The organism is Pseudomonas sp. USHLN015 (assembly GCF_037153275.1).
In the GTDB taxonomy this organism is placed as follows: Bacteria; Pseudomonadota; Gammaproteobacteria; order Pseudomonadales; family Pseudomonadaceae; genus Metapseudomonas; species Metapseudomonas tohonis.
On the sequence record NZ_JBBCKP010000002.1, the window covers coordinates 64,107 to 89,608 of the forward strand.

Consider the following 25,502-nt stretch of genomic DNA (forward strand, 5'->3'; position numbering starts at 1 on the left):
GCGCCAAGCGCAGCGCGGCCCAACAGGCCGATGCATCAGGGTGAGCGAAGAAAGGAGAAAGGAAGAACACCAGGCAGGCACGACGCCCACCCGGTGCTCGTGCTCAACCGCGCTCGGCGAGTGCCGGCTGGTTGTCGAAGGGGCCGCCGCTGCGCCGCTGGTTGCGGTCTTCGCGGGGCGTGACGCCGAAGAAGTTGCGGTAGGCGCTGGAGAAGTGCGGGCCGGAGGAAAAGCCGCAGGACAGGCCGATCTGGATGATCGACTTGCTGGTCTGCATCAGCATCTGCCGGGCCTTGTTCAGGCGCAGCTCCAGGTAGTACTGGCTGGGCACCCGGTTGAGGTACTGCTTGAAGATGCGCTCCAGCTGGCGACGCGACACGCATACGTGCTGGGCGATCTCGTCGGTGGTCAGCGGCTCCTCGATGTTGGCCTCCATCAGCAACACCGCCTGGGTGAGCTTCGGGTGGCTGGAGCCGAGGCGGTTCTGCAGCGGGATGCGCTGGCGCTCGCCGCCCTCGCGGATGCGCTCCACCACCAGCTCCTCGGAGACCGCGCCCGCCAGCTCGGCGCCATGATCGCGAGCCAGCACCGCCAGCAGCAGGTCGAGGACCGAAAGGCCGCCACAGGCGCTAAGGCGATCACGGTCCCAGTCGAACAGGTGGCTGGTGGCGATGACCTTGGGGAAGCGCTCGGTGAAGTCGTCCTGCCAGCGCCAGTGCACCGCCGCGCGGTAACCGTCGAGCAGGCCGAGCTGGGCCAGCGGATAGACCCCCGCCGACAGGCCGCCGATCACGCAGCCGGCACGCACCAGCTGCTTGATCGCCGCCGACAGCGCGGCGGACATCGGCGCGGGCGGCTCGTCAGCCAGCAGGAACAGGCGAGTGAGCCCTTCGAGCCGACCGGTCCAGGCCTCGCCGGGCAGGCGCCAGGCACCCTCGGAGGGCACCTCGGCCTGGAGGAAATGCAGCTCGTAGACCACTTCGGGGTGCAGCTTCTGGGCGACACGAAGTGCTTCCTCGGCCAGCGCCAGGGTCATGGCCTTGGTGCCGGGCCAGAGGAGAAAACCGATTCGATGGGCAGTCATGGCAGGCAGCTTAGCCGCAGTTGGCATGAATTACTTCAGGCTCCCCGAGAGGAACTGCTTGAGGCGCTCGGATTGCGGATTGGCCAACACTTCGCGCGGGCAACCGGTCTCCTCGACCACACCCTTGTGCAGGAAGATCAGCTGGTTGGAGACCTCGCGGGCGAAGCCCATCTCGTGGGTCACCACCACCATGGTGCGGCCTTCGGTGGCCAGGTCCTTCATCACCTTGAGCACCTCACCCACCAGCTCGGGGTCGAGCGCGGACGTGGGCTCGTCGAACAGCATCACCTCGGGCTCCACCGCCAGCGCACGGGCGATGGCCACACGCTGCTGCTCGCCGCCGGACATGTGCGCCGGGTAGGCGTCCTTGCGATGGGCGACGCCCACCTTGGCCAGGTAGTGCTCGGCCTTCTCGATGGCTTCCTTCTTCGGCACGCCGAGCACATGCACGGGCGCCTCGATGACGTTCTCCAGGGCGCTCATGTGCGACCACAGGTTGAAGTGCTGGAACACCATCGCCAGGCGCGAGCGCATGCGCTGCAGCTGCTTGGGCTCGGCCGCCTTGAGGCCGCCATCGCGATTGGCCACCAGCTTCAGCTCCTCGCCGTTGAGCAGGATCTTGCCGCCATGGGGCTGCTCGAGCATGTTGATGCAGCGCAGGAAGGTGCTCTTGCCCGAGCCGCTCGAGCCGATGATGCTGATCACATCGCCCGCCTTGGCCGCCAGGGACACGCCCTTGAGGACTTCATGGCTGCCATAGCGCTTGTGCAGGTCTTGGACTTCCAGTTTGTACATGGTCTCGGTCTCGATGCGAATGGATCAGTCGCTCAACAAGCGTCCCTGACGAATGGGTACATGGCCGGCCACCTTGGCCAGCCACAGTCCGGGCTGCGCGAAACGCAGGCGTTCGCGCACGTACAGCACGCCGCGGGTGGAGGCACGCACCACGCTGTGGCGGTCGCTCAAGGGGTCGATCACCTCGAACAGCGGATCACCCGCCTCGACCAGCGCCCCCACCGGCTGCAGGAAACTCACCACCCCGGCATGGGGGGCACAGGCGTATTCGGCGCCCTCGAAGGGCGTCACCTCGCAACCGGGCGCAGGGGCCGGCGGCCAGTCGCCGCCGATCAGTCCCTGCCCGGCGAGGAAAGCGAGGATGGCCTCGCAACTGGCTTCGGCGCGCTCACGCTCGGTGTCGGCCATGCCGCCCAGCTCCACGGTCGCCGCCACGCCAGCCAGCGGAATGGCGCAATCGGGGAAGCGACGCTGCAGGCGCAGCCAGGCCATGGAGCAGGCCTCGTCGAACGAACTGCCGCCGGAATCCTCGGCCACCAGCATGGCGCCGGCACCCAGGCGCGCGGCCAGCGGGCGGAAGGCTTCCGCCTGCTGGGGAATCATGTAGAGGTGCACCACCGCATCGAAGTCGCAATGCAGGTCGAGCACCAGGTCGGCGTCGCAGGCGTGGCGCAGCAGCAGGCGCTGCAGGCCCTGGAGCTCGGAGGCGGCCGGCGCCAGGCCATCCAGGGCGACCTGCATGGCGTTGCGGATCGACCGCACGTTGGCCGCCACGTCACTGCCCAGGCGGCCCTCCAGCATCGGTGCCACCAGCTCGGCCAGGTCGGCGAAGCCACGGTTGAAGTTCTTGCCGCTGGCGAGCTCGAAACGCCCCAGGTGGTTGGCCTGGAGCATCTGCCCGAGGCCGATGGGGTTGGCCACGGGCACCAGCTCGATCACACCGGCCAGGCGCCCTTCGGCCTCCAGCTCGGCCAGGCGCTTCTTCAGCTCCACCGCCACGCGCATGCCCGGCAGCTCGTCGGCGTGCAACGAGGCCTGGATATAGGCCTTGCGCTCGCCCGAGCCGAAACGGAAGACCGTCAGCTCGCGGCGGGTGCCGGGAATGCCCCAGGGCAGGAGGTGGTCGATGCGCTGCATGGGTCAGGCCTTGCGAGGGGCCAGGTAGGCCAGCCAGCGGCGCTCGGCCAGCTTGAACAGGCGCACCAGGATGAAGGTCAGGCACAGGTAGAACAGGCCGGCGGTGATGAACGCCTCGAACGGCAGGTAGTACTGCGAGTTCACGGTGCGCGCCGCGCCGGTGATGTCGATCAGGGTGACGATGGAGGCGAGGCTGGTGGTGTGCAGCATCATGATCACCTCGTTGCTGTACTGCGGCAGCGCACGGCGCAGGGCCGAGGGCAGCAGGATGCGGCGGTACAGCTTGGCCCGCGACATGCCGATGGCCTTGGCCGCCTCGATCTCGCCATGGGGCGTGGCGCGGATGCTGCCGGCGAGGATCTCGGCCGTATAGGCGCTGGTGTTGATGGCGAAGGCCAGGCAGGCGCAGAAGGTCGCGTTGGACAGGTAGGGCCACAGGGCGCTCTCGCGCACCCAGGCGAACTGCGCCAGGCCGTAGTAGATGAGGAACAGCTGCACCAGCATCGGGGTGCCGCGGATGACGTAGGTGTAGAGCCAGGCCGGGAAGTTGATCGCCGGCTGCTTGGAGACCCGCATCAGCGCCAGGGGCACGGCCGCCAGCAGGCCCAGGGCAAGGGAGATCGCCAGGAGCTTGAGGGTGACCAGCACACCACCGAAGTAGAGCGGCAGGTTTTCCAGGATGACGTTGTAGTCGAAGATCACGCGTGCGCCCTCTTGATCACAGCTCGGCGGCCTTGATGCCGGCGGAATAGCGTTTTTCCAGGAAGCGCAGGGCCAGCAGGGAAACGCTGGTCAGCACCAGGTAGAGCGCGGCCACGGCCAGGTAGAAGGTGAAGGGCTCGCGGGTCGCGTCCGCGGCGCTCTTGGCCTTGAACATCATGTCCTGCAGGCCGACCACCGAGACCAGCGCGGTGGCCTTGGTCAGCACCAGCCAGTTGTTGGTGAAGCCGGGGATGGCCAGGCGGATCATCTGCGGCACCAGTACGCGGAAGAACACCTGGCGGCCATTCATGCCGTAGGCGAAGCCGGCCTCGCCCTGGCCCTTGGGGATGGCCATGAAGGCGCCACGGAAGGTCTCGGACAGGTAGGCACCGAAGATGAAGCCCAGGGTGAAGACCCCGGACCAGAACGGGTCGAGGTCGATGTAGTCCTCGTAGCCGACCATGGGCGCGACCATGTTCACCACCTGCTGGCCGCCGTAGAAGATCAGCAGGATCAGCACCAGGTCGGGAATGCCGCGGATCACCGTGGCATAGGTCTCGCCCAGCAGCGCCAGCCAGCGCACCGGCGACAGGCGGAACGCCGCGCCGACCAGGCCCAGGACGATGGCCATGGACATGGACGACAGGGCCAGCAGAAGGGTGAGCCAGGCACCATCGAGAATGGTCGAGCCGTAGCCGTTGAGCATGTTCAGGTCCTCATGCAGCGCCCCGGATGGAACCGGACAGCACCGCTGCAACGAAAAAGTGGCACAACCTGCAGGTTAGCCGCGAACCGTGGAGCCTGGCGTCGCGGCGCTGCGGTCGCTCGCTGGCGACCTCAACGTCCTGGTTGTGCCACTTCCGGGGAATGGCAACCCGTATCAAGGCACCGAGAAACCGGGCAGGGCCTCAGTGACTCGGAGTCTCGATCAGTTGCCGTACACGTCGAACTGGAAGTACTTGTCCTGCACTTCCTTGTACTTGCCGTTGGCGCGGATGGCGGCAATGGCGGCGGTGATCTTGTCGGCCAGGGCCTTGTCGCCCTTGCGCACGGCGATGCCGGCGCCCTCACCGAAGTACTTCGGATCGGTGTAGTCCGGGCCCACCAGGGCGAAGCCCTTGCCAGCCTCGGTCTTGAGGAAACCGTCATCGATGTTCACGGCATCGGCCAGGGTCGCGTCGAGGCGGCCGGAGGTCATGTCGAGGAACACTTCGTTCTGCGAGCTGTAGCGCACCACTTCGATACCAGCCGGTGCATACACCTCGGTGGCGAAGCGGTCGTAGGTGCTGGCGCGCTGCACACCGACCTTCTTGCCTTTCAGGTCGACCAGCGGGTCGTTGATCACGGTGCCGGCCTTCATCGCCAGCTTGATCGGGGTCTGGTAGTACTTGCCGGTGAAGTCCACGGACTTCTTGCGCTCATCGGTGATGGTCATCGACGACAGGATGGCGTCGAACTTGCGCACCTTGAGGGCCGGGATCAGGCCATCGAACTCCTGCTCGATCCACTTGCACTCGACCTTCATCTCGGCGCACAGGGCGTTGCCGATGTCGTAGTCGAAGCCGGTGATCTTGCCGTCCGGAGTCTTGTAGGCGAAGGGCGGGTAGGCCGCCTCGATACCGATGCGCAGGGGTTTGGCTTCATCGGCCACAGCAGCCAGCGGCGACAACAGGGAAAGCGCCATGGCGCCGAGAAGTGCGATCTTCTTCATCTTTTGACTCCTACGAATGGGTATGGCTTCTGCTGGCAGAGTGAGGGTATGCCCAGGCCTTGCGATGAATTGTAGAAAGAGGCGCCGGGTTTACCTTGATCGATCTCAGGGAAAATGGCCTTGGCCGGGTGAGCGGCATTCTAGCGACAGCCCTAAAGTCGATATTTCTTCAATGCGACAACAAATTACAAAAGGCCAGGACGGCCCGGGGAGGGAGGTTGACAGCTCCTCATGAATATGCAAGGAGCAGAAAGACAATCAACCGATTGAAAAAGCAATTACCGCGCCATAAATTCGCTAACCCTTGTAGCACAAGGCTTACATCTTCTTTCTTATTTTCTGAACAGCCATTTCCGCGCACCGTTTCGAGGCGGAGTGTTTCCACTCGCCCCGTTTCGGCGCGGCGCGTAACAACCCCGGCGTTACCCTGACCGGTCGGTCCCGCCCCTTTCCGCACAAAGTCGCTTCGCCGATATAAATCAGTCGCTTGGCGCTTCCGGAACCGGGATTCCCGGTGCGAGGCACGCGCCGGACGAGCAGCAAACACACCCCGCCCCGTCACCCTGCGAAGCCCTCCCCGGCAGGAACGAAAACGCCCCGCCGCGGCTTGTGGCCGGGGCGGGGCGTGGGTGTTGCGCGCGGGCGCCGGGTCAGGCGGCCTGCATGGTGCGGTGGGTGTCGATGAGGTGCTGCACCACGCCGGGATCGGCCAGCGTGGAGATGTCGCCGAGGGTGTCGTACTCGGCCACGGCGATCTTGCGCAGGATGCGGCGCATGATCTTGCCGGAGCGGGTCTTGGGCAGGCCGGGTGCCCACTGGATCACGTCCGGCGTGGCGATGGGGCCGATCTCGCGGCGCACCCACTGCTTCAGTTCCTGGCGCAGCGCTTCGGAGGACTCCACGCCCGCGTTGAGGGTGACGTAGACGTAGATGCCCTGCCCCTTGATGTCGTGGGGGACGCCGACCACGGCAGCCTCGGCGACTTTCGGGTGGGCGACCATCGCGCTCTCGATCTCGGCGGTGCCCATGCGGTGGCCGGAGACGTTGAGCACATCGTCGACGCGGCCGGTGATCCAGTAGTAGCCGTCCTCGTCGCGACGGGCACCGTCACCGGTGAAGTACATGCCCTTGAAGGTCTTGAAGTAGGTGTCGACGAAGCGGTCGTGATCGCCGTACAGGGTACGGGCCTGGCCCGGCCAGGAGTCGATGATCACCAGGTTGCCTTCGGCGGCGCCCTCGATCAGGTTGCCCAGGTTGTCCACCAGGGCCGGCTGCACGCCGAAGAAGGGCCGCGCGGCGGAGCCCGGCTTCAGGGCGTGGGCCCCCGGCAGCGGGGTCATCAGGCAGGCGCCGGTCTCGGTCTGCCACCAGGTGTCGACGATCGGGCAGCGGGACTGGCCGACGTTCTCGTAGTACCAGTGCCAGGCTTCCGGGTTGATCGGCTCGCCCACCGAACCCAGCAGGCGCAGGCTGGAGCCGTCGGCACCGGCCACGGCGGCCTTGCCCTCGGCCATCATCGCGCGGATGGCGGTGGGGGCGGTGTAGAGGATGTTGACCTTGTGCTTGTCGATGATCCTGGCGACGCGGCTGACGTCCGGGTAGTTCGGCACGCCCTCGAACATCAGGGTGGTGGCGCCGTTGGACAGCGGCCCGTACACCAGGTAGGTGTGGCCGGTGACCCAGCCGATGTCGGCGGTGCACCAGAAGACTTCGCCCGGACGGTAGTCGAACACGCGCTCGTGGGTCAGCGAGGCGTAGACCAGGTAGCCGCCGGTGGTGTGCAGCACGCCCTTGGGCTTACCGGTGGAGCCGGAGGTGTAGAGGATGAACAGCGGGTCCTCGGCGCCCATTTCCTTCGGCAGGCACTGGCTGGAGGCGACCTTCATCAGGTCCTCGTACCAGACGTCGCGGTGCGGGTTCCACTTGATGTCCGAACCGGTGCGCTTGACCACGATCAGCTTCTGCACGCTGTTGGTCTCGGGGTTGGTCAGGGCGTCGTCGACATTGGCTTTCAGGGCGGTCTTCTTGCCGCCGCGCAGGCCTTCGTCGGCGGTGATCACCACCTTGGACCTGCAGTCGATGATGCGACCGGCCAGGGCCTCGGGGGAGAAGCCGCCGAAGACCACGGAATGGATGGCGCCGATACGGGTACAGGCCAGCATGGCCACCACCGCCTCGGGGATCATCGGCATGTAGATGGTGACCACGTCACCGCGGTGCACATCCTGGCCGCGCAGGGCGTTGGCGAACTTGCACACTTCGGCGTGCAGTTCGCGGTAGGTGATGTTGCGGTGCTCGGACGGGTCGTCGCCTTCCCAGATGATCGCCAGTTGGTCGCCACGCTCGGCGAGGTGACGGTCCAGGCAGTTGGCGGAGAGGTTGAGGGTGCCGTCGGCGAACCACTTGATGTCGACGTGGTGGTCGTCGAAGGAGGTCTGCTTGACCTTGGTGAACGGCTTGATCCAGTCGATGCGCTGAGCCTGCTCGCGCCAGAAGCCATCGGGGTTGATCACCGACTGCTGGTACATGGCCTTGTAGGTCGCCTCGTTGGTCAGCGACTTCTCAGCCACCTCGGGACGCACCGGATACAGTGAAGCAGCACTCATGTCTCATACCTCGACGGGTAGTTGTTTTTGTATGCCGCCTTTTGTATCCCCCGCCTCCCTGTGGGGCCATTCGACCATGGTCTTACCGCATACGGACTATGGTCTAAGGCCGTCGCAGAGCCCTCGCGGCCAGGCCCTGCCCAGGCGGGCGCACGGGTCGACGGCACGCCCCCTTCGGCGTTGCCGGGCAGCGGCCGGACGCATGAAAATGAACATAAAAACGAACGGACGTTTTCATGCACACGCCACCACGCCTGCCAAAAACCGCGAATACAGGCCGAAACATTTAGCCAAAATCTATCGATTGGCTTTATTCGATTCCAAATGGTAATTTTGTGTTCATTATGTCGAACACAAAGCCCTACTCCCTGCACTTCTCCCGCCTGGTGTCCCGCGAAGGACACTGGACCGGCGACCTCTAGCGCCCTCCCCCTCGACCACCGCTGGCCGCGCCGGGATTCCACGAAATTGACCCCGCGCTCGCCAACCACCGAGACTCCCTGGCGTCCGTCCCCATGACGACGCCCCTGCATGCCCATGGGAGGGCACCATGCGTTCCTGGTTCTACCTGCTTACGGCGATCTTCTTCGAAGTCGTCGGCACCACCTCAATGAAATTCGCCACCCAACACGCACCCCTGCTCGGCTACCTGTTGATGTACGTGCTGATCGGCCTGTCCTACTTCTTCCTCGCCCTGGCGGTGAAGCGCGTCCCGGTTGGCGTCGCCTATGCGCTGTGGGAAGGCATCGGCATCGTCCTGATCACCGCCGTCAGCGTCGCCTGGCTGGGCGAGAGCCTGGGCCTGGCGAAGGCGCTCGGCCTGGCCGTGATGATCGTCGGCATCCTGCTGATCAAGTTCGGCACCCGCACCGAGCCCGTGGCCCGCGACCAGGAGGTGGCAGCATGAACGGCGTAACCTGGATCCATTTCGCCTGGCTGGGCGTGGCCATCGCCCTGGAAGTGCTGGCCAACGTCCTGCTCAAGTACTCCGACGGCTTCCGTCGCCGCGTGCTCGGCGCCGTCTCCATCCTCTGCATCCTGGCGGCCTTCACCGCACTGGCCCAGGCGGTGCGCGGCATCGACCTGTCACTGGCGTACGCCATCTGGGGCGGCTTCGGCATCCTCGCCACGGTCGCCATGGGCTGGGCACTGTTCGGCCAGCGCCTGGCCTGGAAGGGCTGGCTCGGCCTGGTCATGCTGGTGCTGGGAATGGGCCTGCTGAAACTGGCGTGACCAGTCCCTCTGCCAAGGGGCAAATCGCAGGCAAAAAAATGGGCGACCCTCGGGTCGCCCGTTCAATCATTCCGGGAGAGGAATGTAGAAACGCTTGTGTCCGCATCACGCAAGATTCAGACAGCGCCCTTTTTACCCGCCCGCCTGCCCCCGGGCCATTGCACCAAGGTCTAACAGGCCGTTGGAACCTGAACGGCAGCCGAGACGAACCGACCGGGAGCGCAGATCACCGGGCATCTTGCGGGCGCTTCCAACGCCGCAGCGGCAACGCAATGGGTTTCAACAACCCGCTAGGTCTCCTCGCGCCCCAGCCCGTGCTGGCGCAGCTTGTTGGCGATGGTGGTGTGCGACACGCCCAGGCGCTTGCCCAGCTGGCGGCTGCTCGGATGGTCGGCGAACAGGCGTTCGAGCACCGCCTTCTCGAAACGCCCGAGGATGGCCTCCAGCCCGCCATCCAGGGAGAAGTCCCCCAGCGGCTGCGGCGCGCCGTAGTCCGGCAGGCGGATGTGCTCGGCCTTCACCGTGCCCCCCTCGCACAGGGAAACGGCCTGGAACAGCACGTTCTCCAACTGCCGCACGTTGCCCGGCCAGTGGTAATGGCCAAGGCGCTCCAGGGCCTGGGGCGCCAGGCGGGGCAAGGCGCAGCCGATCTGCCGGCTGGCCGAGTCGAGGAAGTGCTCCACCAGCGGCCCCAGCCCGTCCAGGCACTCGCGCAGCGGCGGGATGTGCAGCGACAGCACGTTGAGGCGGTGATAGAGGTCCTGGCGGAACTCGCCCCGGGCGCAGAGTTCGGAGAGATCCACCTGGGTCGCGCAGATCACCCGCACGTCCAGGTACACCTCCTCGTCACTGCCCACGCGGCGGAAGCAGCCGTCCTGGAGGAAGCGCAGCAACTTGGCCTGCAGGCGCGGGCTCATCTCGCCGACGCCATCGAGGAACAGCGTGCCGCCGGCGGTCAGCTCCAGCAGGCCGAGCTTGCCTTCCGGGCGCGCGCCCTCGAAGGCGCCGGGGCCGTAGCCGAACAGCTCGGTCTCGGCCATGGACTCAGGCAGGCCGGCGCAGTTCAGCGCCATGAAGGGCGATTGCCCGCGCGGGCTCGCCAGGTGACAGGCGCGGGCCAGCAGCTCCTTGCCGGTGCCGGTCTCGCCCTCGATCAGCAGCGGCGCGTCCAGGGGCGCCATGCGCCGGGCCTCGCGCACCACGGCGGCCATCACCCGCGAACTCTGGAAGATGCTGTCGAAGCCGCGCAGCTCCTGCTTGCGCACGTGGTAGATGCGCTCGCCCACGCGGTCCGCGCGGTGCAGGGTGAGCACCGCGCCGGCCAGCGCCTCGCTCTCGTCGTGCTCGGATTGCAGCGGCGCGATATCGGCGAGGAACACATCGCCCTTGACCTTCACCCGCAGGCCGTTGATGCGCGCCTTGTTGGCCCGCACCAGCTCCGGCAGGTCGAAATCCTCGGTGTAGCGCGACAGCGGGATGCCCGGCACCTCGTCCACGCGCACGCCAAGCAGCTGCGCGGCGGCACGGTTGGCGGCGACGATGGAGCCGCCCATGTCGATGGACAGCACCGGGAACTCCAGGGCCCCGAGCAGCGCGTTCAGCTCCAGGTGGCGACGCTCGCTGGGCATCAGCCCCACGCGCTTGACGCCGAAGACCCCGGGAATGCCCTCGAGCTTCGGTCGCAGCGATTGCAGTTGAAGGTTGATCAGGTTCGGGCAGAGCAGGTAGATCGCGTTGCCCTGGTCGCCGCCGACTTCGCCGCGGTTGACGTTGATGCCGTAGTCGACGAGCAGGTTGAGGATGTCGCGCAGGATGCCTACGCGGTTCTGGCAATGGACTTTGATACGCATGCGGCACCCCGGAACGGGTTCTTGTCTGGGGCGCGGGGCTGAAAATCAGCGTCCTGCCCGATTTTTCCGTCAAGAATATGTGACGACTTACCCCACCAGCAAGGCGGCTCCGCCTGATTCCGACCAATACGTAAACATTTCTTTACGAAAATTACGCCCTCACCCCGGCCGCTACAGCCGCCACCGGGCTGCGCGCTGCAGGGTTCCGGGTTATCCATGGTCCAACACAACAACGAAGCCCCGCCCCAGGAGGCCGAATGAAAACCACGCAATACGTGGCCCGCGAGCCGGACGAGAACGACTTCATCCACTACCCGGACAGCGAGCACCAGGTGTGGAACACCCTGATCACCCGCCAGCTCAAGGTGATCGAAGGGCGCGCCTGCCAGGAGTACCTGGACGGCATCGAGCGCCTCGCCCTCCCCCACGACCGCATCCCCCAGCTGGGCGAGATCAACCGGGTGCTGCAGGCCGCCACCGGCTGGCGCGTCGCCCGCGTCCCGGCACTGATCCCCTTCCAGACCTTCTTCGAGCTGCTGGCCAGCCAGCAATTCCCGGTGGCCACCTTCATCCGCACGCCGGAAGAGCTGGACTACCTGCAGGAGCCGGACATCTTCCACGAGATCTTCGGCCACTGCCCCCTGCTGACCAACCCCTGGTTCGCCGAATTCACCCACACCTACGGCAAGCTCGGCCTCAAGGCCACCAAGGAGGAGCGCGTCTATCTCGCCCGCCTCTACTGGATGACCATCGAGTTCGGCCTGGTGGAAACCGCACAGGGCCGGCGCATCTACGGCGGCGGCATCCTCTCCTCGCCGAAGGAGACCGTCTACAGTCTTTCCGGCGAGCCCGAGCACCAGGCATTCGACCCGCTGGAATGCATGCGCACCCCGTACCGCATCGATATCCTGCAGCCGCTCTACTTCGTGCTGCCGGAGCTCAAGCGCCTGTTCGAGCTGGCCCACGAGGACATCATGGCGCTAGTGCACCAGGCCATGGCCCTCGGCCTGCACGCGCCGAAGTTCCCGCCCAAGCCCAAGGCGGCCTGAACCCCTTTCCCGCCGGTTGGCGCCACGAACCGCACCGACCGGCCAGCCCTCTACCTGGAGAACCCCATGACCGCACTGTCCCAAGCCCATTGCGAAGCCTGTCGCGCCGACGCGCCCAAGGTCTCCGAGGCCGAACTGGCCGAACTGCTCAAGCAGATCCCCGACTGGAACATCGAAGTCCGCGACGGAATCATGCAGCTGGAGAAGGTCTACCGCTTCAAGAACTTCCGCTACGCCCTGGCCTTCACCAACGCGGTGGGCGCCATCGCCGAGGAAGAAGGCCACCACCCGGGCCTGCTCACCGAATGGGGCAAGGTCACCGTCACCTGGTGGAGCCACGAGGCCAAGGGCCTTCACCGCAACGACTTCATCATGTCCGCCCGCACCGACGAGGTGGCCGAACGCGCCGAGGGCCGCAAATGAGCCATTTCGCCCCGGTCGGGCGCGTGCCCGGCGACCCCATCCTCGGCCTGATCGAGGCCCATCGCGCGGACCCGAATCCGGCCAAGATCGACCTCGGCGTGGGCGTCTACAAGGACAGCCAGGGCCTGACCCCCATCCCCCGTGCGGTGAAGCTCGCCGAGCAGCGCCTGGTGGACGTGCAGCGCACCAAGACCTACATCGGCGGCCACGGTGACGCCGCCTTCGGCCGCCTGCTGGGCGAGCTGGTGCTGGGCGCGGGCTCGCCGCTGCTGACCGGCCAGCGTGCCGGCGTGACCCAGACTCCGGGCGGCACCGGTGCCCTGCGCCTTGCGGCCGAGTTCATCGCCCGCTGCCTGCCGGGCCGGGGCGTCTGGGTCAGCGACCCGACCTGGCCGATCCACGAGACCCTGTTCGCCGCCAGCGGCCTGGCCGTGCACCACTATCCCTACGTCGGCGCCGACAACCGCCTCGACCTCGACGGCATGCTCGCCGCCCTGGAACAGGTGCCGGAAGGTGACGTGGTGTTGCTGCACGCCTGCTGCCACAACCCCACCGGTTTCGACCTGGGCCACCACGACTGGCAGCGGGTGCTGGAAATAGTCCGCGCGCGCCGCCTGCTGCCGCTGCTGGACTTCGCCTACCAGGGCTTCGGCGACGGCCTGGAACAGGACGCCTGGGCCGTGCGCCTGTTCGCCGAATCGCTGCCGGAAGTGCTGATCACCAGTTCCTGCTCGAAGAACTTCGGCCTCTACTGCGAGCGCACCGGCGCCCTGGTCGTCTGCGCCGCCAGAGCCGACCAGCTCGTCGACGTACGCAGCCAACTGGCCTTCATCGCCCGCAACCTTTGGTCCACCCCGCCGGACCATGGCGCGGCAGTGGTCGCCACCATCCTCGGCGATGCCGAACTGAAGGCCGTGTGGCTGGAAGAACTGGACGCCATGCGCCGCCGCGTCGCCGAACTGCGCGCCGGCCTGGTGGAGGCCCTAACGCCCCACGGCCTGGCCGAGCGCTTCGCCCACATCGCCCGCCAGCGCGGCATGTTCTCCTACACCGGCCTCAGCAGCGATCAGGTGACCCGGCTGCGCAGCGAGTCCAGCGTGTACATGGTCAGCAGCGGCCGCGCCAACATCGCCGGCCTCGACGCATCGCGCCTGGGCGACCTGGCCCAGGCGATCGCACGGGTGTGCTGAAAGGCCTCTCCCTCCCCGCCCCTCGTCCCTGACGGGGGGCGGCGGAGCGGCCTGGCATCGGTCGCTCAGCGCTGCAACAGCGCGATGGCCAGGCTGAGGCCGAAGAACGACAGCACGGTGGCCATCACCAGGGTCGCCGCACAGCGCGCCTCCAGGCCGAAGCGCATGCCCACCAGCGGGTAGATGCTCATCATCGGCGCACAGGCGAACAGGATGCCCGTCACCCTCAGCAGCGGATCCACCGGCGGCAGCAGCCAGAACAACGCCGCCACCGCCAGCGGGTGCAGGGCCAGCTTGCCCAGGCTGATGGCCGCCATGTCCGGCAGCAGGCCGCCCAGGCGCACGCCATGCAGGGTGCCGCCGATGACGAAGAGCGCGGCCGGCGCCGAGGCCATCGCCAGCATGTCCACCACCTTCGCCGGCACGGCTGGCAGGCGCAGCCCCAGCAGCGACAGGCCGACACCCACCAGCATCGCCAGGATCAATGGGTTGCGCGCCAGGCGCCCGAGGGTGCCGCGCAGGGTGTTCCACAGCCCGCCCCCGCGCTGCTGCGCCGACTCGGCCAGGGCCAGCGCCAAGGGGATCATCAGCAGGTTCTCCACCACCATGTTCAGGGCCAGGCCGAGCACCGCCGTGGGCCCCGCCACCATCACCACCACCGGGTAGCCGACGAAGCCGCTGTTGGAGGCCGACATGCCCAGCCCGGCGATGGCGGCATCCGCCAGACCGCGCCCGCGCACGAAACGGAAATACGCCAGCCCCAGGCCGAATACACCCAGCGAGCCCAGGCCGTAGGCCAGCAGGTACCAGGGGTTGAACACCTCGCCGATGGGCCGCTCGGCCAGCGCCTTGATCACCAGCGCCGGCAGCGCGAAGTTGAGCACGAAGACACCGATGCCGCGCACCTGCTCGCGGCTGACCAGCCCGCCCCGCGAGGCGATGTAGCCCAGGCCGATGATCAGGAAGACGGGCGCGGTGAGGGTGATGACGTCGAGCAACGGGGGCCTCGCGGGATGGCATTGGAGTGGGTGCCAGTATCCGCCAGCGGGCCTCGGCAAGGCGCGGGGCGAACGGCGGCTGGAACGCGAAATCCGCCGATAATCGCCCGGCTTCGACATCGGCGGCTGGCAGGCCGCAGCGGCAGCGCAGCCGGCTAGTAGTCGACCTTGCCGCGACCGGCCTTGATCGCCCCGCGCTTGGACTTGCCATCCAGGCGCCGGGCCTTCGAGCCCAGGGTCGGCCGCGTCGGGCGGCGCTTCTTCTCCACCTTGCCGGCGCTGCGGATCAGCTCCGCCAGGCGCTCCAGGGCATCGGCGCGGTTCTGCTCCTGGGTCCGGTACTGCTGGGCCTTGATGATGATCACGCCCTCGCCGGTGATGCGGCTGTCGCGCAGCGCCAGCAGGCGCTCCTTGTAGAACGGCGGCAGCGACGAGGCCTGGATGTCGAAGCGCAGGTGCATCGCGCTGGACACCTTGTTGACGTTCTGCCCGCCGGCGCCCTGGGCGCGGATGGCGGTCAGCTCGATTTCATCGTCGGGCAGATGGACGCTGTTGGAGATCAGCAACATGGCACGGGCCGGATAGCGGAAAGAGCGACAGGATAGCGCCGCAGCCCGGTGAAAGCTCCCCGACCACAGAAGGCATGCCCCGGGCCGCACCTTTACGATGGCCTCAGGCAGAGTGGGTCGACGAGGTCGGCCACGATGGCCATGCCAACCAGATCAGCAAGACGCTCAGCCTGCATGCGCTTCATCACCCGGGCGCGATAGAGGTCGACCGTCTTGATGCTGATATCCAGCTGTTCGGCGACCTCCCGATTGGTGTAGCCCCTGACCAGCGGCAGGAAGACATCGCGTTCGCGTGGCGTCAGGCTGGCCAGGCGCTCCTGCAACTCGCTCTGGCCATCGCCGTGCGAGCGCTTGCGTTCGGAGCTGCTCAAGGCCTGCTGCACGCTATCGAGCAGCAGTTGTTCGTTGTAGGGCTTTTCGATGAAGTCGCGAGCGCCGGCCTTGAACGCCCTCACCACGATGGGCACATCGGCATGCCCGCTGACGAAAATGACGGGCAGCTCGATCCCGCGGGCACGCATTTCCTCCTGCACGTTCAACCCCCCCATGCCGGGCATGCGCACGTCCAGCAGCACACAGGCATTGAGCCTGGCGTCGCAGGCTTCGAGGAACGCTCGGCCACTGGTGAACGGCAGCGCCTGCAGGCCCACCGACTCCAGCAGCCAGACGGTCGAGTCCAGCATCCCCTGATCATCGTCCACCACATACACGACCTGCTTGGTGGCAGTTGTCATTACATCGCTCCTCATTGTTGTTATCACTGCTGGGGTAGCCGGCAACGCATCAGCAATCCGCCACCCTCCAACCGCTCGCCGACCAGGGCGCCGCCAAAACCTTCGACGATGCTGCGGCTCATCGACAGCCCCAGCCCGAGCCCATCCGGCTTGCTGGTGTAGAACGGGGTGAAGATGCGCTCCAGCTCGTCTTCGCCGAGCCCGGGGCCCTGGTCGCGAACGCAGACCTCCACCCCGCCGCCTGCCTGGCCGGCCAGCAGCACGATCCGCGAGGCACGGCCCGGATGGGCATCCCGGTTGGCATCGATGGCATTGCGCAAGAGATTCAGGAGTACCTGTTCGAGCAGGACTCGATCGGCGTAGACGGGCGGAAGATTGTCCGGCAATTGCTCTTCGATCACCACCTGGCAGGCAGAGGCCTCCCAGGCGCACAGGCGCACGGATTCGCGCGCCACCTCGGCCACGTCCAGAGCCTGCATGCGCCGCTGCCCCTTACGGAGGAAGCCGCGAAGGCGCTTGATGACCTCGGAGGCGTGATTGGCATGCTCGGTGATGCGCTCCAGCCCCTGCGCCACCCGGTCGGCTGCCTGGGGATTGCTGTCCAGGGCATGCAGGTAGCGCTGGCTGGCGCTGGCGTAATTGACCACCGCCGCCAGTGGCTGATTGATCTCGTGGGCGATACCGGATGCCAATTCGCCCAACGTGACCAGCCGCGCCGTGTGCGCCAGTTCGTCCTGATGACGACGCTGCTGCGCCTCGCGCAGCTCACGCTCGGTCATGTCCCGCGCCACCAGCGAGTAGTAGCGCTCGCCGCCGGCCACCCGATGAGCCAGCAGCACGAGGGACACCGGCACCGACGCCCCGCCGGATGACGGCTGCAGGCGGGAGTCGGCACTCCAGACACCTGTCTGCTCGGCCTTCTCGCGCCCTGCCTGCAAGCGCAGGAGGTCGTCCGGGGCGAACAGCTCGCTGAGCAAGGGCATGGGCTGCTGCTCATCCAGCTGCAGCGTATGGCGCGCCGCCGGGTTGAGGTAGGTGACCCGCTCGTCCGCGTCGATGAACAGCACCGGGTCCGTATTGGCTTCAACCACTTCGGCCAGGCGACGCTTGTTCTCCTCGGCCTGCACCCGCGCGGTGATGTCGCGCGAGACGCTGACCACCTCCACGACCGCTCCGGTGTAGGTCTCGCGGATGGCCCGACTGGCCGTTTCAAACCACAGGTAACGGCCGTCACGGTGGCGGATACGGTAGGTCATCGTGTGGTAGCCATCGGCCTCCAGCGCATCACGCGCGCGCTGGATCGACCTGGCCAGATCGTGGCCATGGAACAGGCCTTGAGCGAACGTTCCCCGGAGCTCCTCCGGCCAGTAGCCGAGCAATGTCCAGGAGGCCGGCGAGGCGTCGAGGAATCGGCCATCCGGGGTGTGTCGGGAGATGACGTCGGTGGTGTTCTCGGTGATCAGGCGGTACAGGCGCCTTGCCCTGGCGGCTTCCCGCTCGGCCAGCACCTGCTCCGTGGCTTCGCGGCAGCGCGCCAGCACGCGCTGTTCCTGAGGGTCCGGCACGAAGGTCCAGATCAGGATGCGCCCGTCGAACTGCGCCTCGACATCCTCGATGGCTCGGCATTGCTCGAGGCATGCGCGCACCAGCGAGACATGGTTGACCGGCAGGAAGCGCACGACCGAACCAGGTGGCTGATCGGCCAGCAGCGCCAGCAAGGCCGCATTGAGCTCCAGCGGGTCGCCGTTGGAGGCCAGCAACAGACTCGGCTGTGGGTCATGCCCCAGCAGCGGCGAAGCCCGCAGCAGGCTGCTGGCGGTCGCCAGCAGGGTCGAGAGCAGCTCGTGCAACCAGCCCTGCCAATCCAGGCTGACGCCTTCGCGCGCCTCCACCAGCAGCAGGCCGGGCTGGCCAGGCTGCAGGGCCAGGTCGAACACCTGCCCATGGCTGATCGCTGCACGGCGCAGGCGCCCGGACAGCCAGCAGTCGAGCCCGCGCACCTCATCCAGGCTCAGCCTGCCGGCCTGGGCCAATGCGTCGAAGAGTGGCTGGTCACTGGCCTGCATGGGGTCGCCCAGGCCGGGAGGCAGGTGCTGCCCACTGCCTTCGTGACCGTAGATACCCACCTTTTCCAGCCAGCTCAGGTAGTAGACCTGTTGCACTTCGGGGCGGCCGCGCAAGGCACGGCACAAGGCATCGGCTCTAGCAGCCAACGGCACGCCTTCGCGCTGCAGGCGCAACCAGGTATGCAGGCGGACCGGATTCGGGCTCATCAGGGACTCCAGGCGAAAACGGCGACAGCATATATCCCAATCACCCGATCAGGCTCGATGTCTCGGCTATAAACCGGAATCTTATAGTATATATACCATACGACTCAGGTATTACTTCCATATTCAATTCGAGTTGTTATATAAAATATGGCAATGATCTGCCGCCCGCCCCCTGACAGGCGGATGATGCAGACCAACAGAGCTAACAATCAGCCACCGGATGCCCAGCATGTCGATCTTCGAACAGGGTCTCGCCCCTGCTGCCGTGAACCACATCGCCCTGTCGCCGCTCAGCTTCATCGAGCGCACCGCCAGCGTCTATCCCGATTACCCGGCCGTGGTCCACGGTTCGATCCGCCGTACATGGGCAGAAACCTACAGCCGTTGCCGGCGCCTGGCCTCTGCCCTGGCCGGGCGCGGTATCGGCAAGGGAGACACGGTGGCGGTGATGCTGCCGAACATTCCCGCCATGCTCGAGGCGCACTTCGGGGTGCCGATGATTGGCGCGGTGCTCAACACCCTCAACGTGCGCCTGGATGCGGAGGCCATCGCCTTCATGCTGCAGCACGGCGAGGCCAAGGTGGTGATCGCCGACCGCGAATTCTTCGACGTGATCCACGCCGCCATCGGCATGCTCGATCACCCGCCGCTGGTCATCGATGTCGACGACCCGGAGTACGGTGAAAGCCAGGCCGTGAGCGACCTGGATTACGAAGCCTTCCTCGCGGAGGGCGATCCCGACTTCGCCTGGCAATGGCCGGAAGACGAATGGCAGGCGATCAGCCTCAACTACACCTCCGGCACCACCGGCAACCCCAAGGGGGTGGTCTATCACCACCGCGGCGCCTACCTGAACGCCCTGGGCAACCAGATGACCTGGGCCATGGGCAACCACCCGGTCTACCTGTGGACGCTGCCGATGTTTCACTGCAACGGCTGGTGCTACCCGTGGACGATCACCGCGCTCGCCGGCGTTCACGTCTTCCTGCGTCGCGTCGACCCGCAGAAGATCCTGACCCTGATCCGTGACGAGCAGGTGACCCACCTGTGCGGCGCGCCCATCGTGCTCAACGCCCTGGTCAACATGCCGGCCGAAGCCAAGGCCGCTATCGATCACCCCGTCAATGCGATGGTCGCCGGGGCCGCGCCACCGGCCAAAGTGATAGGGGCCGTGGAGGAAATGGGCATTCGCGTCACCCACGTCTATGGACTCACCGAGGTGTATGGCCCGGTGACGCTGTGCGCCTGGCATGCGGAATGGGACGCCCTGCCGCTGGAGCGGCGTGCCGAGATCAAAGCCCGCCAGGGCGTCCGCTACCCGACCCTCGAGGGGGTGATGGTCGGTGACCCGAAAACGCTTGAACCGACCCCGCGCGACGGACAGACCATCGGCGAGATATTCATGCGTGGCAACACGGTGATGAAGGGCTACCTGAAGAACCCCAGCGCCACGGCAGAGGCGTTCGAGGGTGGCTGGTTCCATACCGGCGACCTCGCCGTCTGCCATCCGGACGGCTATGTGGAAATCAAGGATCGCCTGAAGGACATCATCATTTCCGGTGGCGAGAATATCTCCACCATCGAACTCGAAGGCGTGATCTACCGCCATCCCGCCGTCCTGGAGGCGGCTGTGGTAGCCCGCCCGGACGAGAAGTGGGGCGAGACGCCCTGTGCGTTCGTCACCCTCAAGGCCACCCACCCGAACGTGCGCGAGAGCGACATCATCGGCTTCTGCCGTGATCACCTGGCCGGCTTCAAGGTGCCCCGCACCGTGATCTTCACCGACCTCCCGAAAACCTCGACCGGGAAGATCCAGAAGTACGTCCTTCGCGACATCGCCAAGGCCCTCTAGACACTCGCGATTCTGACAAGGCGACGGATTGATTTCCGTCGCCCTGGCGCCCTGCGCCTGAAAAACGGGCAACAACAAAAACAAGGAGCCACACCATGACCCCCACCGAACCCTCCCATGCGCAGCATTGCGAACGTATTCGCGCGAACCCGAGATTTCAGCAACTGGTGCGCAGTCGCTCGCGCCTGGCCTGGTCACTGAGCGCCGCCGTCCTGGGTGCCTATTACCTGTTCATGCTGGTGGTCGCCTTCCACCCGGCCACGCTGCATAGCCCCCTGGGCGAAGGTCGCCAACTGACCGTGGGCATCCCCGTGGCGACCGCGATCATCGTGCTGTCCTGGCTGTGCACCGGTTGGTACGTCTACCGCTCCAACACCCGGTTCGACGCCCTCAGCGCCGAGTTCATGAAGGAGCTGAAATGATGCGGCCGCGCACCTTTGGCCTGGCGTGCCTGTTCCTCGCCCCCATCAGCGCTTTCGCCGCCCCCCTGGTTGCGGAGAAACAACCGATCAACCTGCACGCGATCGCCATGTTCTTCGTGTTCGTCATGGGCACGCTGGCGATCACCTGGTGGGCCGCGCGGCAGACCCGGTCGACCTCGGACTTCTACACCGCAGGAGGCGGCATCAGCGGGTTCCAGAACGGCCTGGCGATCGCGGGTGACTACATGTCCGCCGCTACGCTGCTGGGCTTGTCGAGCCTGGTGTTCGCCAAGGGGTACGACGGCTTCGTCTATACCGTGGCGTTCTTCGTCGGATGGCCGATCATCACCTTCCTCATGGCCGAACGCCTGCGCAATCTCGGTCGCTTCACCTTCGCCGACATCGTTTCCTATCGCCTCGATCAGTCAAGGATCCGAACGTTCGCAGCCCTGGGCTCGCTGACCGTGGTGTGCTGTTACCTGGTGGTGCAGATGGTCGGCGCGGGTCAGTTGATCAAGCTGCTGTTCGGCCTCGAATACACCACCGCGGTGATGGTGGTCGGTGTGCTCATGCTGGTCTACGTGATCTTCGGCGGCATGATCGCCACCACCTGGGTACAGATCATCAAGGCGGTCCTGCTGCTTGCCGGGGGCACGACCCTGGCCGGGCTTTCGCTGTCCGAGTTCGGGTTCAGCCTGGAGAACCTGGCCACCCGAGCGGTGGACGCCCACGCCCTGGGCTGGAACATCATGGGGCCAGGTTCCATGCTGGCCGACCCGATCAACGCGGCCTCCCTGTCGCTTGGCCTGGTGTTCGGCATCGCCGGCCTGCCGCATATCCTGATGCGCTTCTTCACCGTGCCCAACGCCAAGGAAGCCCGCAAGTCGGTGTTCTACGCCACCGGCTTCATCGGCTTCTTCTTCCTGGTCGTCATGGTGCTGGGGTACAGCGCCATCGTCATCGTCGGCACCGACCCGCAGTTCTTCGTCGGCGGAGATATCAAAGGCGCCCTGATCGGCGGCGGCAACATGGTTGCCATGCACCTGGCGAAGGCCGTAGGCGGCAACCTGTTCCTCGGTTTCCTTTCTGCGGTGGCCTTCGCCACCATCCTGGCGGTGGTCTCGGGCCTCGCCCTGGCAGGCGCCTCGGCCATCTCCCATGACCTCTACGCCACCGTGCTGAAGAAAGGCGCCGCAACGGAAGCGCAAGAGATGCGCGTAACCCGCATCGCGACCGTTTGCCTGGGCATCGTCGCAATCGGCCTGGGCATCCTCTTCGAGAAGCAGAACGTCGCGTTCCTCGTCGGCCTGACCTTCGGTATCGCCGCCTCGACCAATTTCCCCGTCCTGATCATGGCCATGTACTGGAAGGACCTGACCACGCGCGGCGCCTTGGCGGGCGGATTCGTGGGGCTGCTGACCGCCCTGGTGCTGGTGATCCTGTCGCCTGCGGTGTGGGTATCGGTACTGGGCAATGCCACGGCGATCTACCCCTACGACCACCCTGCCCTGTTCTCCATGCCGCTGGCGTTTCTCGTCATCGTGGTGGTTTCCAAGCTGGATCGCAGCGCCCGGGCCGCCCGTGAGCGTGCTGCATTCGATGACCAGTTCGTGCGCGCCCAGACCGGTCTGGGGGCCGCTGCCGCCGCCAGCCACTGAACAGGAAAACTCCAGAGGGTGGTTGCTCGTTGGCCACCCGACCTTACGAGCCGCGTACGCGCGGCTCCTTTTTACACCCCGCGCCTGAACGAGGTTACCGATGCCCGAGTACAACGCCCCCCTGCGCGACCTGCGCTTCGTCCTCCACGAGGTGTTCGACGCCCCACGCCTGTGGGCACGCCTGCCGGCCCTGGCCGAGACGGTCGACGGCGAGACTGCCGATGCCATCCTGGAAGAAGCCGCCAAGGTCACCGGCAGCCTGATCGCCCCGCTCAACCGCAGCGGCGATGAGGAAGGTGCACAGTGGGCCAACGGTGCCGTCAGCACGCCGGCCGGCTTCAAGCAGGCCTATGCCACCTACATCGAAGGCGGCTGGGTCGGCCTGTCGGGCAACCCGCAGTACGGCGGCATGGGCATGCCCAAGATGCTCGCCGTGCAGTTCGAGGAAATGCTCTACGCCGCCGGCTCCAGCTTTGCCCTGTATTCGGCGTTGAGTTCCGGCGCCTGCCTGGCCATCGACGCCCATGCCAGCGAAACGCTGAAGAACACCTACCTGCCGCCCATGTACGAAGGCCGCTGGGCAGGCTCCATGTGCCTGACCGAAGCGCATGCCGGCACCGACCTGGGCATCATCCGGACCCGCGCGCAACCCCAGGCCAACGGCAGCTACGCCATCACCGGGAGCAAGATCTTCATCACCGGCGGCGAGCAGGACCTGACCGAAAACATCATCCACCTGGTGCTGGCCAAGTTGCCGGATGCACCCGCCGGGCCGAAAGGCATCTCGCTGTTCCTCGTGCCGAAGATCAAGGTCGACGCCGACGGTTCGCTGGGGGCGGCCAATGCCGTGAGCTGCGGCTCCATCGAGCACAAGATGGGCATCAAGGCCTCGGCCACCTGCGTGATGAACTTCGAGGGTGCCGAAGGCTACCTGATCGGCGAGGAGAACAAGGGCCTGGCTGCCATGTTCACCATGATGAACTACGAGCGGCTGTCGATCGGTATCCAGGGTATCGGTTGCGCGGAGGCTTCGTACCAGAGCGCCGTCAGCTACGCCCGGGAGCGCATCCAGGGTCGCGCCCCCGGGGGCCCCCAGCAGCAGGACAAACTGGCCGACCCGATCATCGTGCACCCGGATGTGCGCCGCATGCTGCTCTCGATCAAGGCGATGACCGAGGGCGGCCGCGCCTTCGCCTGCTACGTCGGCCAGCAACTGGATCTCAGCAAATTCAGCGACGACGCGGCCGAGAAGCAGGCCGCCGAGAACCTGGTTGCGCTGCTCACGCCCGTGGCCAAGGCCTTCTTCACCGACAGCGGCCTGGAAAGCACGGTACACGGCCAGCAGGTGTTCGGCGGGCACGGCTACATCCGTGAGTGGGGGCAGGAGCAACTCGTACGCGACGTGCGCATCGCCCAGATCTACGAAGGCACCAACGGCATCCAGGCCCTCGATCTGCTCGGCCGCAAGGTCGTCGCCAACGGGGGCGCGGCCCTGCTGCAGTTCACCCGCGAGATCCGCGCCTTCGCCCAGGCCGACGTACCGCATCGCGACGCCCTGCTCGATGCGGTGCAGCGCCTGGAAGACACCGCCGCCTGGCTGCTTCAGCAGGCCAGGGACAACCCCAATGAAGTCGGTGCCGCCTCGGTGGAGTTCCTGCACCTGTTCGGCTACGTCGCCTATGCCTGGCTGTGGTCGCGCATGGCCCAGGTGGCGCTGAGCAAGCGCGGCGAAGACGAGGCCTTCTATGGCGCCAAACTCGCGACTGCGGACTTCTATTTCCGCCGCCTGCTGCCACGGATCCTGAGCCTGGAGGCCACCATCCGTGCCGGTAGTGAGCCCTTGTTCGGCCTCGACGCCGACCAGTTCTGACGATTGAGCGTTACGCGGCCTCGCCTCTGGGGTCCGCGTTTTTTCTTCGCAATCCAGCCCACAGGGTGGATCGCAATACAGGAGTGTTTATGCGTGATGTCGTGATTGTCGCTGCCACCCGCACCGCCATTGGCGCGTTCCAGGGCAGCTTGGCACGGGTTCCTGCGGTGGAACTCGGGGCAACGGTCATACGCAGCCTGCTCGCCCGGGCCGCTCTCGACGGTGAGGTGGTCGACGAGGTGATCATGGGGCACGTGCTCACCGCCGGTGCGGGGCAGAACACCGCGAGACAGGCCGCGCTCAAGGCCGGCCTGCCGCACACCGTGCCGGCGATGACCCTGAACAAGGTCTGCGGCTCGGGCCTCAAGGCGGTGCAGCTGGGCTACCAGGCCATTGCCTGCGGTGATGCCGAGGTGATCATTGCCGGTGGGCAGGAAAGCATGAGCCTGGCGCCCTACGTCATTCCCCAGGCGCGTACCGGGCTGCGCATGGGGCACCAGCAGGTGATCGACACGATGATCCAGGATGGCCTGTGGGATGCGTTCAACGATTACCACATGGGTATCACGGCCGAAAACCTGGCCGAACAGTACGGGATCTGCCGTGACGAGCAGGACATCTTCGCGGCCACCTCGCAGCGACGTGCGAGCGCGGCCATCGACAGCGGCCGCTTCGATGCGGAAATCACCCCGGTGCAGGTTCCCCAGCCCAAGGGCGAGCCGATCGTTTTCGCCCGTGACGAGCAGCCGCGCGACGGCACCACACACGCCAGCCTGGGCAAGCTGCGCGCGGTCTTCAAAGCCGATGGCAGCGTCACGGCAGGCAACTCATCGACGCTCAATGACGGCGCCGCCGCCGTGGTGCTGATGAGCGCCGACAAGGCCGCGGCGCTGGGCCTGCCGACGATGGCCCGTGTCGTCGCTGCCGCCGGGGCGGGTGTCGACCCGGCGATCATGGGGGTCGGCCCGGTCTTCGCCACCTGCAAGGTGCTGGAAAAGGCCGGCTGGCAGCTCGAGGACGTAGACCTCATCGAGGCCAACGAAGCCTTCGCCGCCCAGGCCCTGGCCGTTGCCCGCGAGCTGCGCTGGGACAGCGCCAAGGTCAACGTCAATGGCGGCGCCATCGCCCTGGGCCACCCGATTGGCGCCTCCGGCTGCCGAATCCTGGTCACCCTGCTGCACGAAATGCAGCGCAGTGGCGCGCGCAAAGGCCTGGCCACGCTCTGTGTCGGCGGTGGCCAGGGCATCGCCCTCGCCGTCCAGCGCGGCTAGCAAAACCAACCCCCTCGCGCCCGGCCCTCACCGGGCGTGCGGGACCGTCGTTCCTCCAATAAAAACAAAAGGACT

At 66.3% G+C, this 25,502-nt stretch carries 22 protein-coding genes; 10 read left to right on the forward strand and 12 right to left on the reverse strand.

Annotation, left to right across the window (positions count from 1 at the left end; genetic code table 11):
• Positions 1-103: 103 nt before the first annotated feature.
• The 7 genes from argR to acs form a co-directional block, all read right to left on the reverse strand.
• Positions 104-1,084 carry a transcriptional regulator ArgR gene (gene argR, locus WFQ67_RS03335; RefSeq protein WP_337056170.1) on the reverse strand — a complete coding sequence of 327 codons (981 nt, stop codon included), beginning with the start codon at positions 1,082-1,084 and terminating at the stop codon, positions 104-106.
• 30 nt (positions 1,085-1,114) lie between these two features.
• On the reverse strand, positions 1,115-1,879 hold the full coding sequence (locus WFQ67_RS03340) for an ABC transporter ATP-binding protein (protein ID WP_021218464.1): 765 nt from the start codon (positions 1,877-1,879) through the stop codon (positions 1,115-1,117).
• 24 nt (positions 1,880-1,903) lie between these two features.
• Entirely contained in the window at positions 1,904-3,016 is a 1,113-nt protein-coding gene (locus WFQ67_RS03345; protein WP_337056171.1) for a succinylglutamate desuccinylase/aspartoacylase family protein, read from the reverse strand.
• Between the two features lie 3 nt (positions 3,017-3,019).
• A complete protein-coding gene (locus WFQ67_RS03350) occupies positions 3,020-3,718 on the reverse strand; it encodes an ABC transporter permease (protein ID WP_111261873.1) in 699 nt (232 codons plus the stop codon).
• A 16-nt stretch (positions 3,719-3,734) separates the two neighbouring features.
• The gene (locus WFQ67_RS03355) at positions 3,735-4,424 is read right to left on the reverse strand and encodes an ABC transporter permease (RefSeq protein ID WP_173172296.1); all 690 of its coding nucleotides are present in this window, start codon (positions 4,422-4,424) and stop codon (positions 3,735-3,737) included.
• Positions 4,425-4,646: 222 nt separating this feature from the next.
• Complete coding sequence (locus WFQ67_RS03360) at positions 4,647-5,429, reverse strand: ABC transporter substrate-binding protein (RefSeq protein ID WP_021218460.1); 783 nt, start codon at positions 5,427-5,429, stop codon at positions 4,647-4,649.
• Positions 5,430-6,079: 650 nt separating this feature from the next.
• Entirely contained in the window at positions 6,080-8,035 is a 1,956-nt protein-coding gene (acs, locus tag WFQ67_RS03365; RefSeq protein ID WP_337056172.1) for an acetate--CoA ligase, read from the reverse strand.
• Between the two features lie 550 nt (positions 8,036-8,585).
• On the opposite strand from acs, the gene WFQ67_RS03370 reads away from it, so the two are divergent.
• Both WFQ67_RS03370 and mdtI read left to right on the forward strand, forming a co-directional pair.
• Positions 8,586-8,942: a multidrug efflux SMR transporter gene (locus tag WFQ67_RS03370; protein WP_337056173.1), complete on the forward strand. Its 357-nt coding sequence runs from the start codon at positions 8,586-8,588 to the stop codon at positions 8,940-8,942.
• Complete coding sequence (mdtI, locus tag WFQ67_RS03375; RefSeq protein ID WP_213625682.1) at positions 8,939-9,268, forward strand: multidrug/spermidine efflux SMR transporter subunit MdtI; 330 nt, start codon at positions 8,939-8,941, stop codon at positions 9,266-9,268. Before WFQ67_RS03370 ends, mdtI begins: the two co-directional genes overlap by 4 nt.
• A gap of 290 nt (positions 9,269-9,558) precedes the next feature.
• Here mdtI and WFQ67_RS03380 read toward each other — a convergent pair whose 3' ends face one another.
• Entirely contained in the window at positions 9,559-11,118 is a 1,560-nt protein-coding gene (locus tag WFQ67_RS03380; protein WP_213625683.1) for a sigma-54-dependent transcriptional regulator, read from the reverse strand.
• A 257-nt stretch (positions 11,119-11,375) separates the two neighbouring features.
• Here WFQ67_RS03380 and phhA point away from each other — a divergent pair, with 257 nt between their 5' ends.
• From phhA to WFQ67_RS03395, 3 genes are all read left to right on the forward strand, one after another.
• Entirely contained in the window at positions 11,376-12,167 is a 792-nt protein-coding gene (phhA, locus tag WFQ67_RS03385; protein ID WP_111261866.1) for a phenylalanine 4-monooxygenase, read from the forward strand.
• A gap of 66 nt (positions 12,168-12,233) precedes the next feature.
• Positions 12,234-12,590: a 4a-hydroxytetrahydrobiopterin dehydratase gene (locus tag WFQ67_RS03390; protein ID WP_213625684.1), complete on the forward strand. Its 357-nt coding sequence runs from the start codon at positions 12,234-12,236 to the stop codon at positions 12,588-12,590.
• On the forward strand, positions 12,587-13,780 hold the full coding sequence (locus WFQ67_RS03395) for an amino acid aminotransferase (RefSeq protein ID WP_337056174.1): 1,194 nt from the start codon (positions 12,587-12,589) through the stop codon (positions 13,778-13,780). The genes WFQ67_RS03390 and WFQ67_RS03395 overlap by 4 nt, the downstream gene beginning before the upstream one ends.
• A 65-nt stretch (positions 13,781-13,845) precedes the next feature.
• Here WFQ67_RS03395 and WFQ67_RS03400 read toward each other — a convergent pair whose 3' ends face one another.
• From WFQ67_RS03400 to WFQ67_RS03415, 4 genes are all read right to left on the reverse strand, one after another.
• On the reverse strand, positions 13,846-14,778 hold the full coding sequence (locus tag WFQ67_RS03400) for an AEC family transporter (RefSeq protein ID WP_213625686.1): 933 nt from the start codon (positions 14,776-14,778) through the stop codon (positions 13,846-13,848).
• A 155-nt stretch (positions 14,779-14,933) separates the two neighbouring features.
• Positions 14,934-15,347, reverse strand: a complete 414-nt coding sequence (arfB, locus tag WFQ67_RS03405) for an alternative ribosome rescue aminoacyl-tRNA hydrolase ArfB (protein WP_213625687.1) — start codon at positions 15,345-15,347, stop codon at positions 14,934-14,936.
• Between the two features lie 92 nt (positions 15,348-15,439).
• Positions 15,440-16,081: a response regulator transcription factor gene (locus tag WFQ67_RS03410; RefSeq protein ID WP_213625688.1), complete on the reverse strand. Its 642-nt coding sequence runs from the start codon at positions 16,079-16,081 to the stop codon at positions 15,440-15,442.
• A gap of 23 nt (positions 16,082-16,104) precedes the next feature.
• A complete protein-coding gene (locus WFQ67_RS03415) occupies positions 16,105-18,354 on the reverse strand; it encodes a PAS domain-containing sensor histidine kinase (RefSeq protein WP_337056175.1) in 2,250 nt (749 codons plus the stop codon).
• A 229-nt stretch (positions 18,355-18,583) separates the two neighbouring features.
• Between WFQ67_RS03415 and WFQ67_RS03420 the strand changes: the two genes are divergently transcribed.
• The 5 genes from WFQ67_RS03420 (at position 18,584) to WFQ67_RS03440 (ending at position 25,427) form a co-directional block, all read left to right on the forward strand.
• On the forward strand, positions 18,584-20,206 hold the full coding sequence (locus WFQ67_RS03420) for an acyl-CoA synthetase (RefSeq protein ID WP_213625690.1): 1,623 nt from the start codon (positions 18,584-18,586) through the stop codon (positions 20,204-20,206).
• 95 nt (positions 20,207-20,301) lie between these two features.
• Positions 20,302-20,628, forward strand: coding sequence for a DUF485 domain-containing protein (locus WFQ67_RS03425; protein WP_337056176.1), 327 nt, complete (start codon positions 20,302-20,304; stop codon positions 20,626-20,628).
• On the forward strand, positions 20,628-22,286 hold the full coding sequence (locus WFQ67_RS03430; protein WP_337056397.1) for a cation acetate symporter: 1,659 nt from the start codon (positions 20,628-20,630) through the stop codon (positions 22,284-22,286). Before WFQ67_RS03425 ends, WFQ67_RS03430 begins: the two co-directional genes overlap by 1 nt.
• A gap of 100 nt (positions 22,287-22,386) precedes the next feature.
• Complete coding sequence (locus WFQ67_RS03435; protein ID WP_337056177.1) at positions 22,387-24,156, forward strand: acyl-CoA dehydrogenase C-terminal domain-containing protein; 1,770 nt, start codon at positions 22,387-22,389, stop codon at positions 24,154-24,156.
• An 89-nt stretch (positions 24,157-24,245) separates the two neighbouring features.
• On the forward strand, positions 24,246-25,427 hold the full coding sequence (locus WFQ67_RS03440; protein WP_337056178.1) for an acetyl-CoA C-acetyltransferase: 1,182 nt from the start codon (positions 24,246-24,248) through the stop codon (positions 25,425-25,427).
• Positions 25,428-25,502 lie beyond the last annotated feature (75 nt).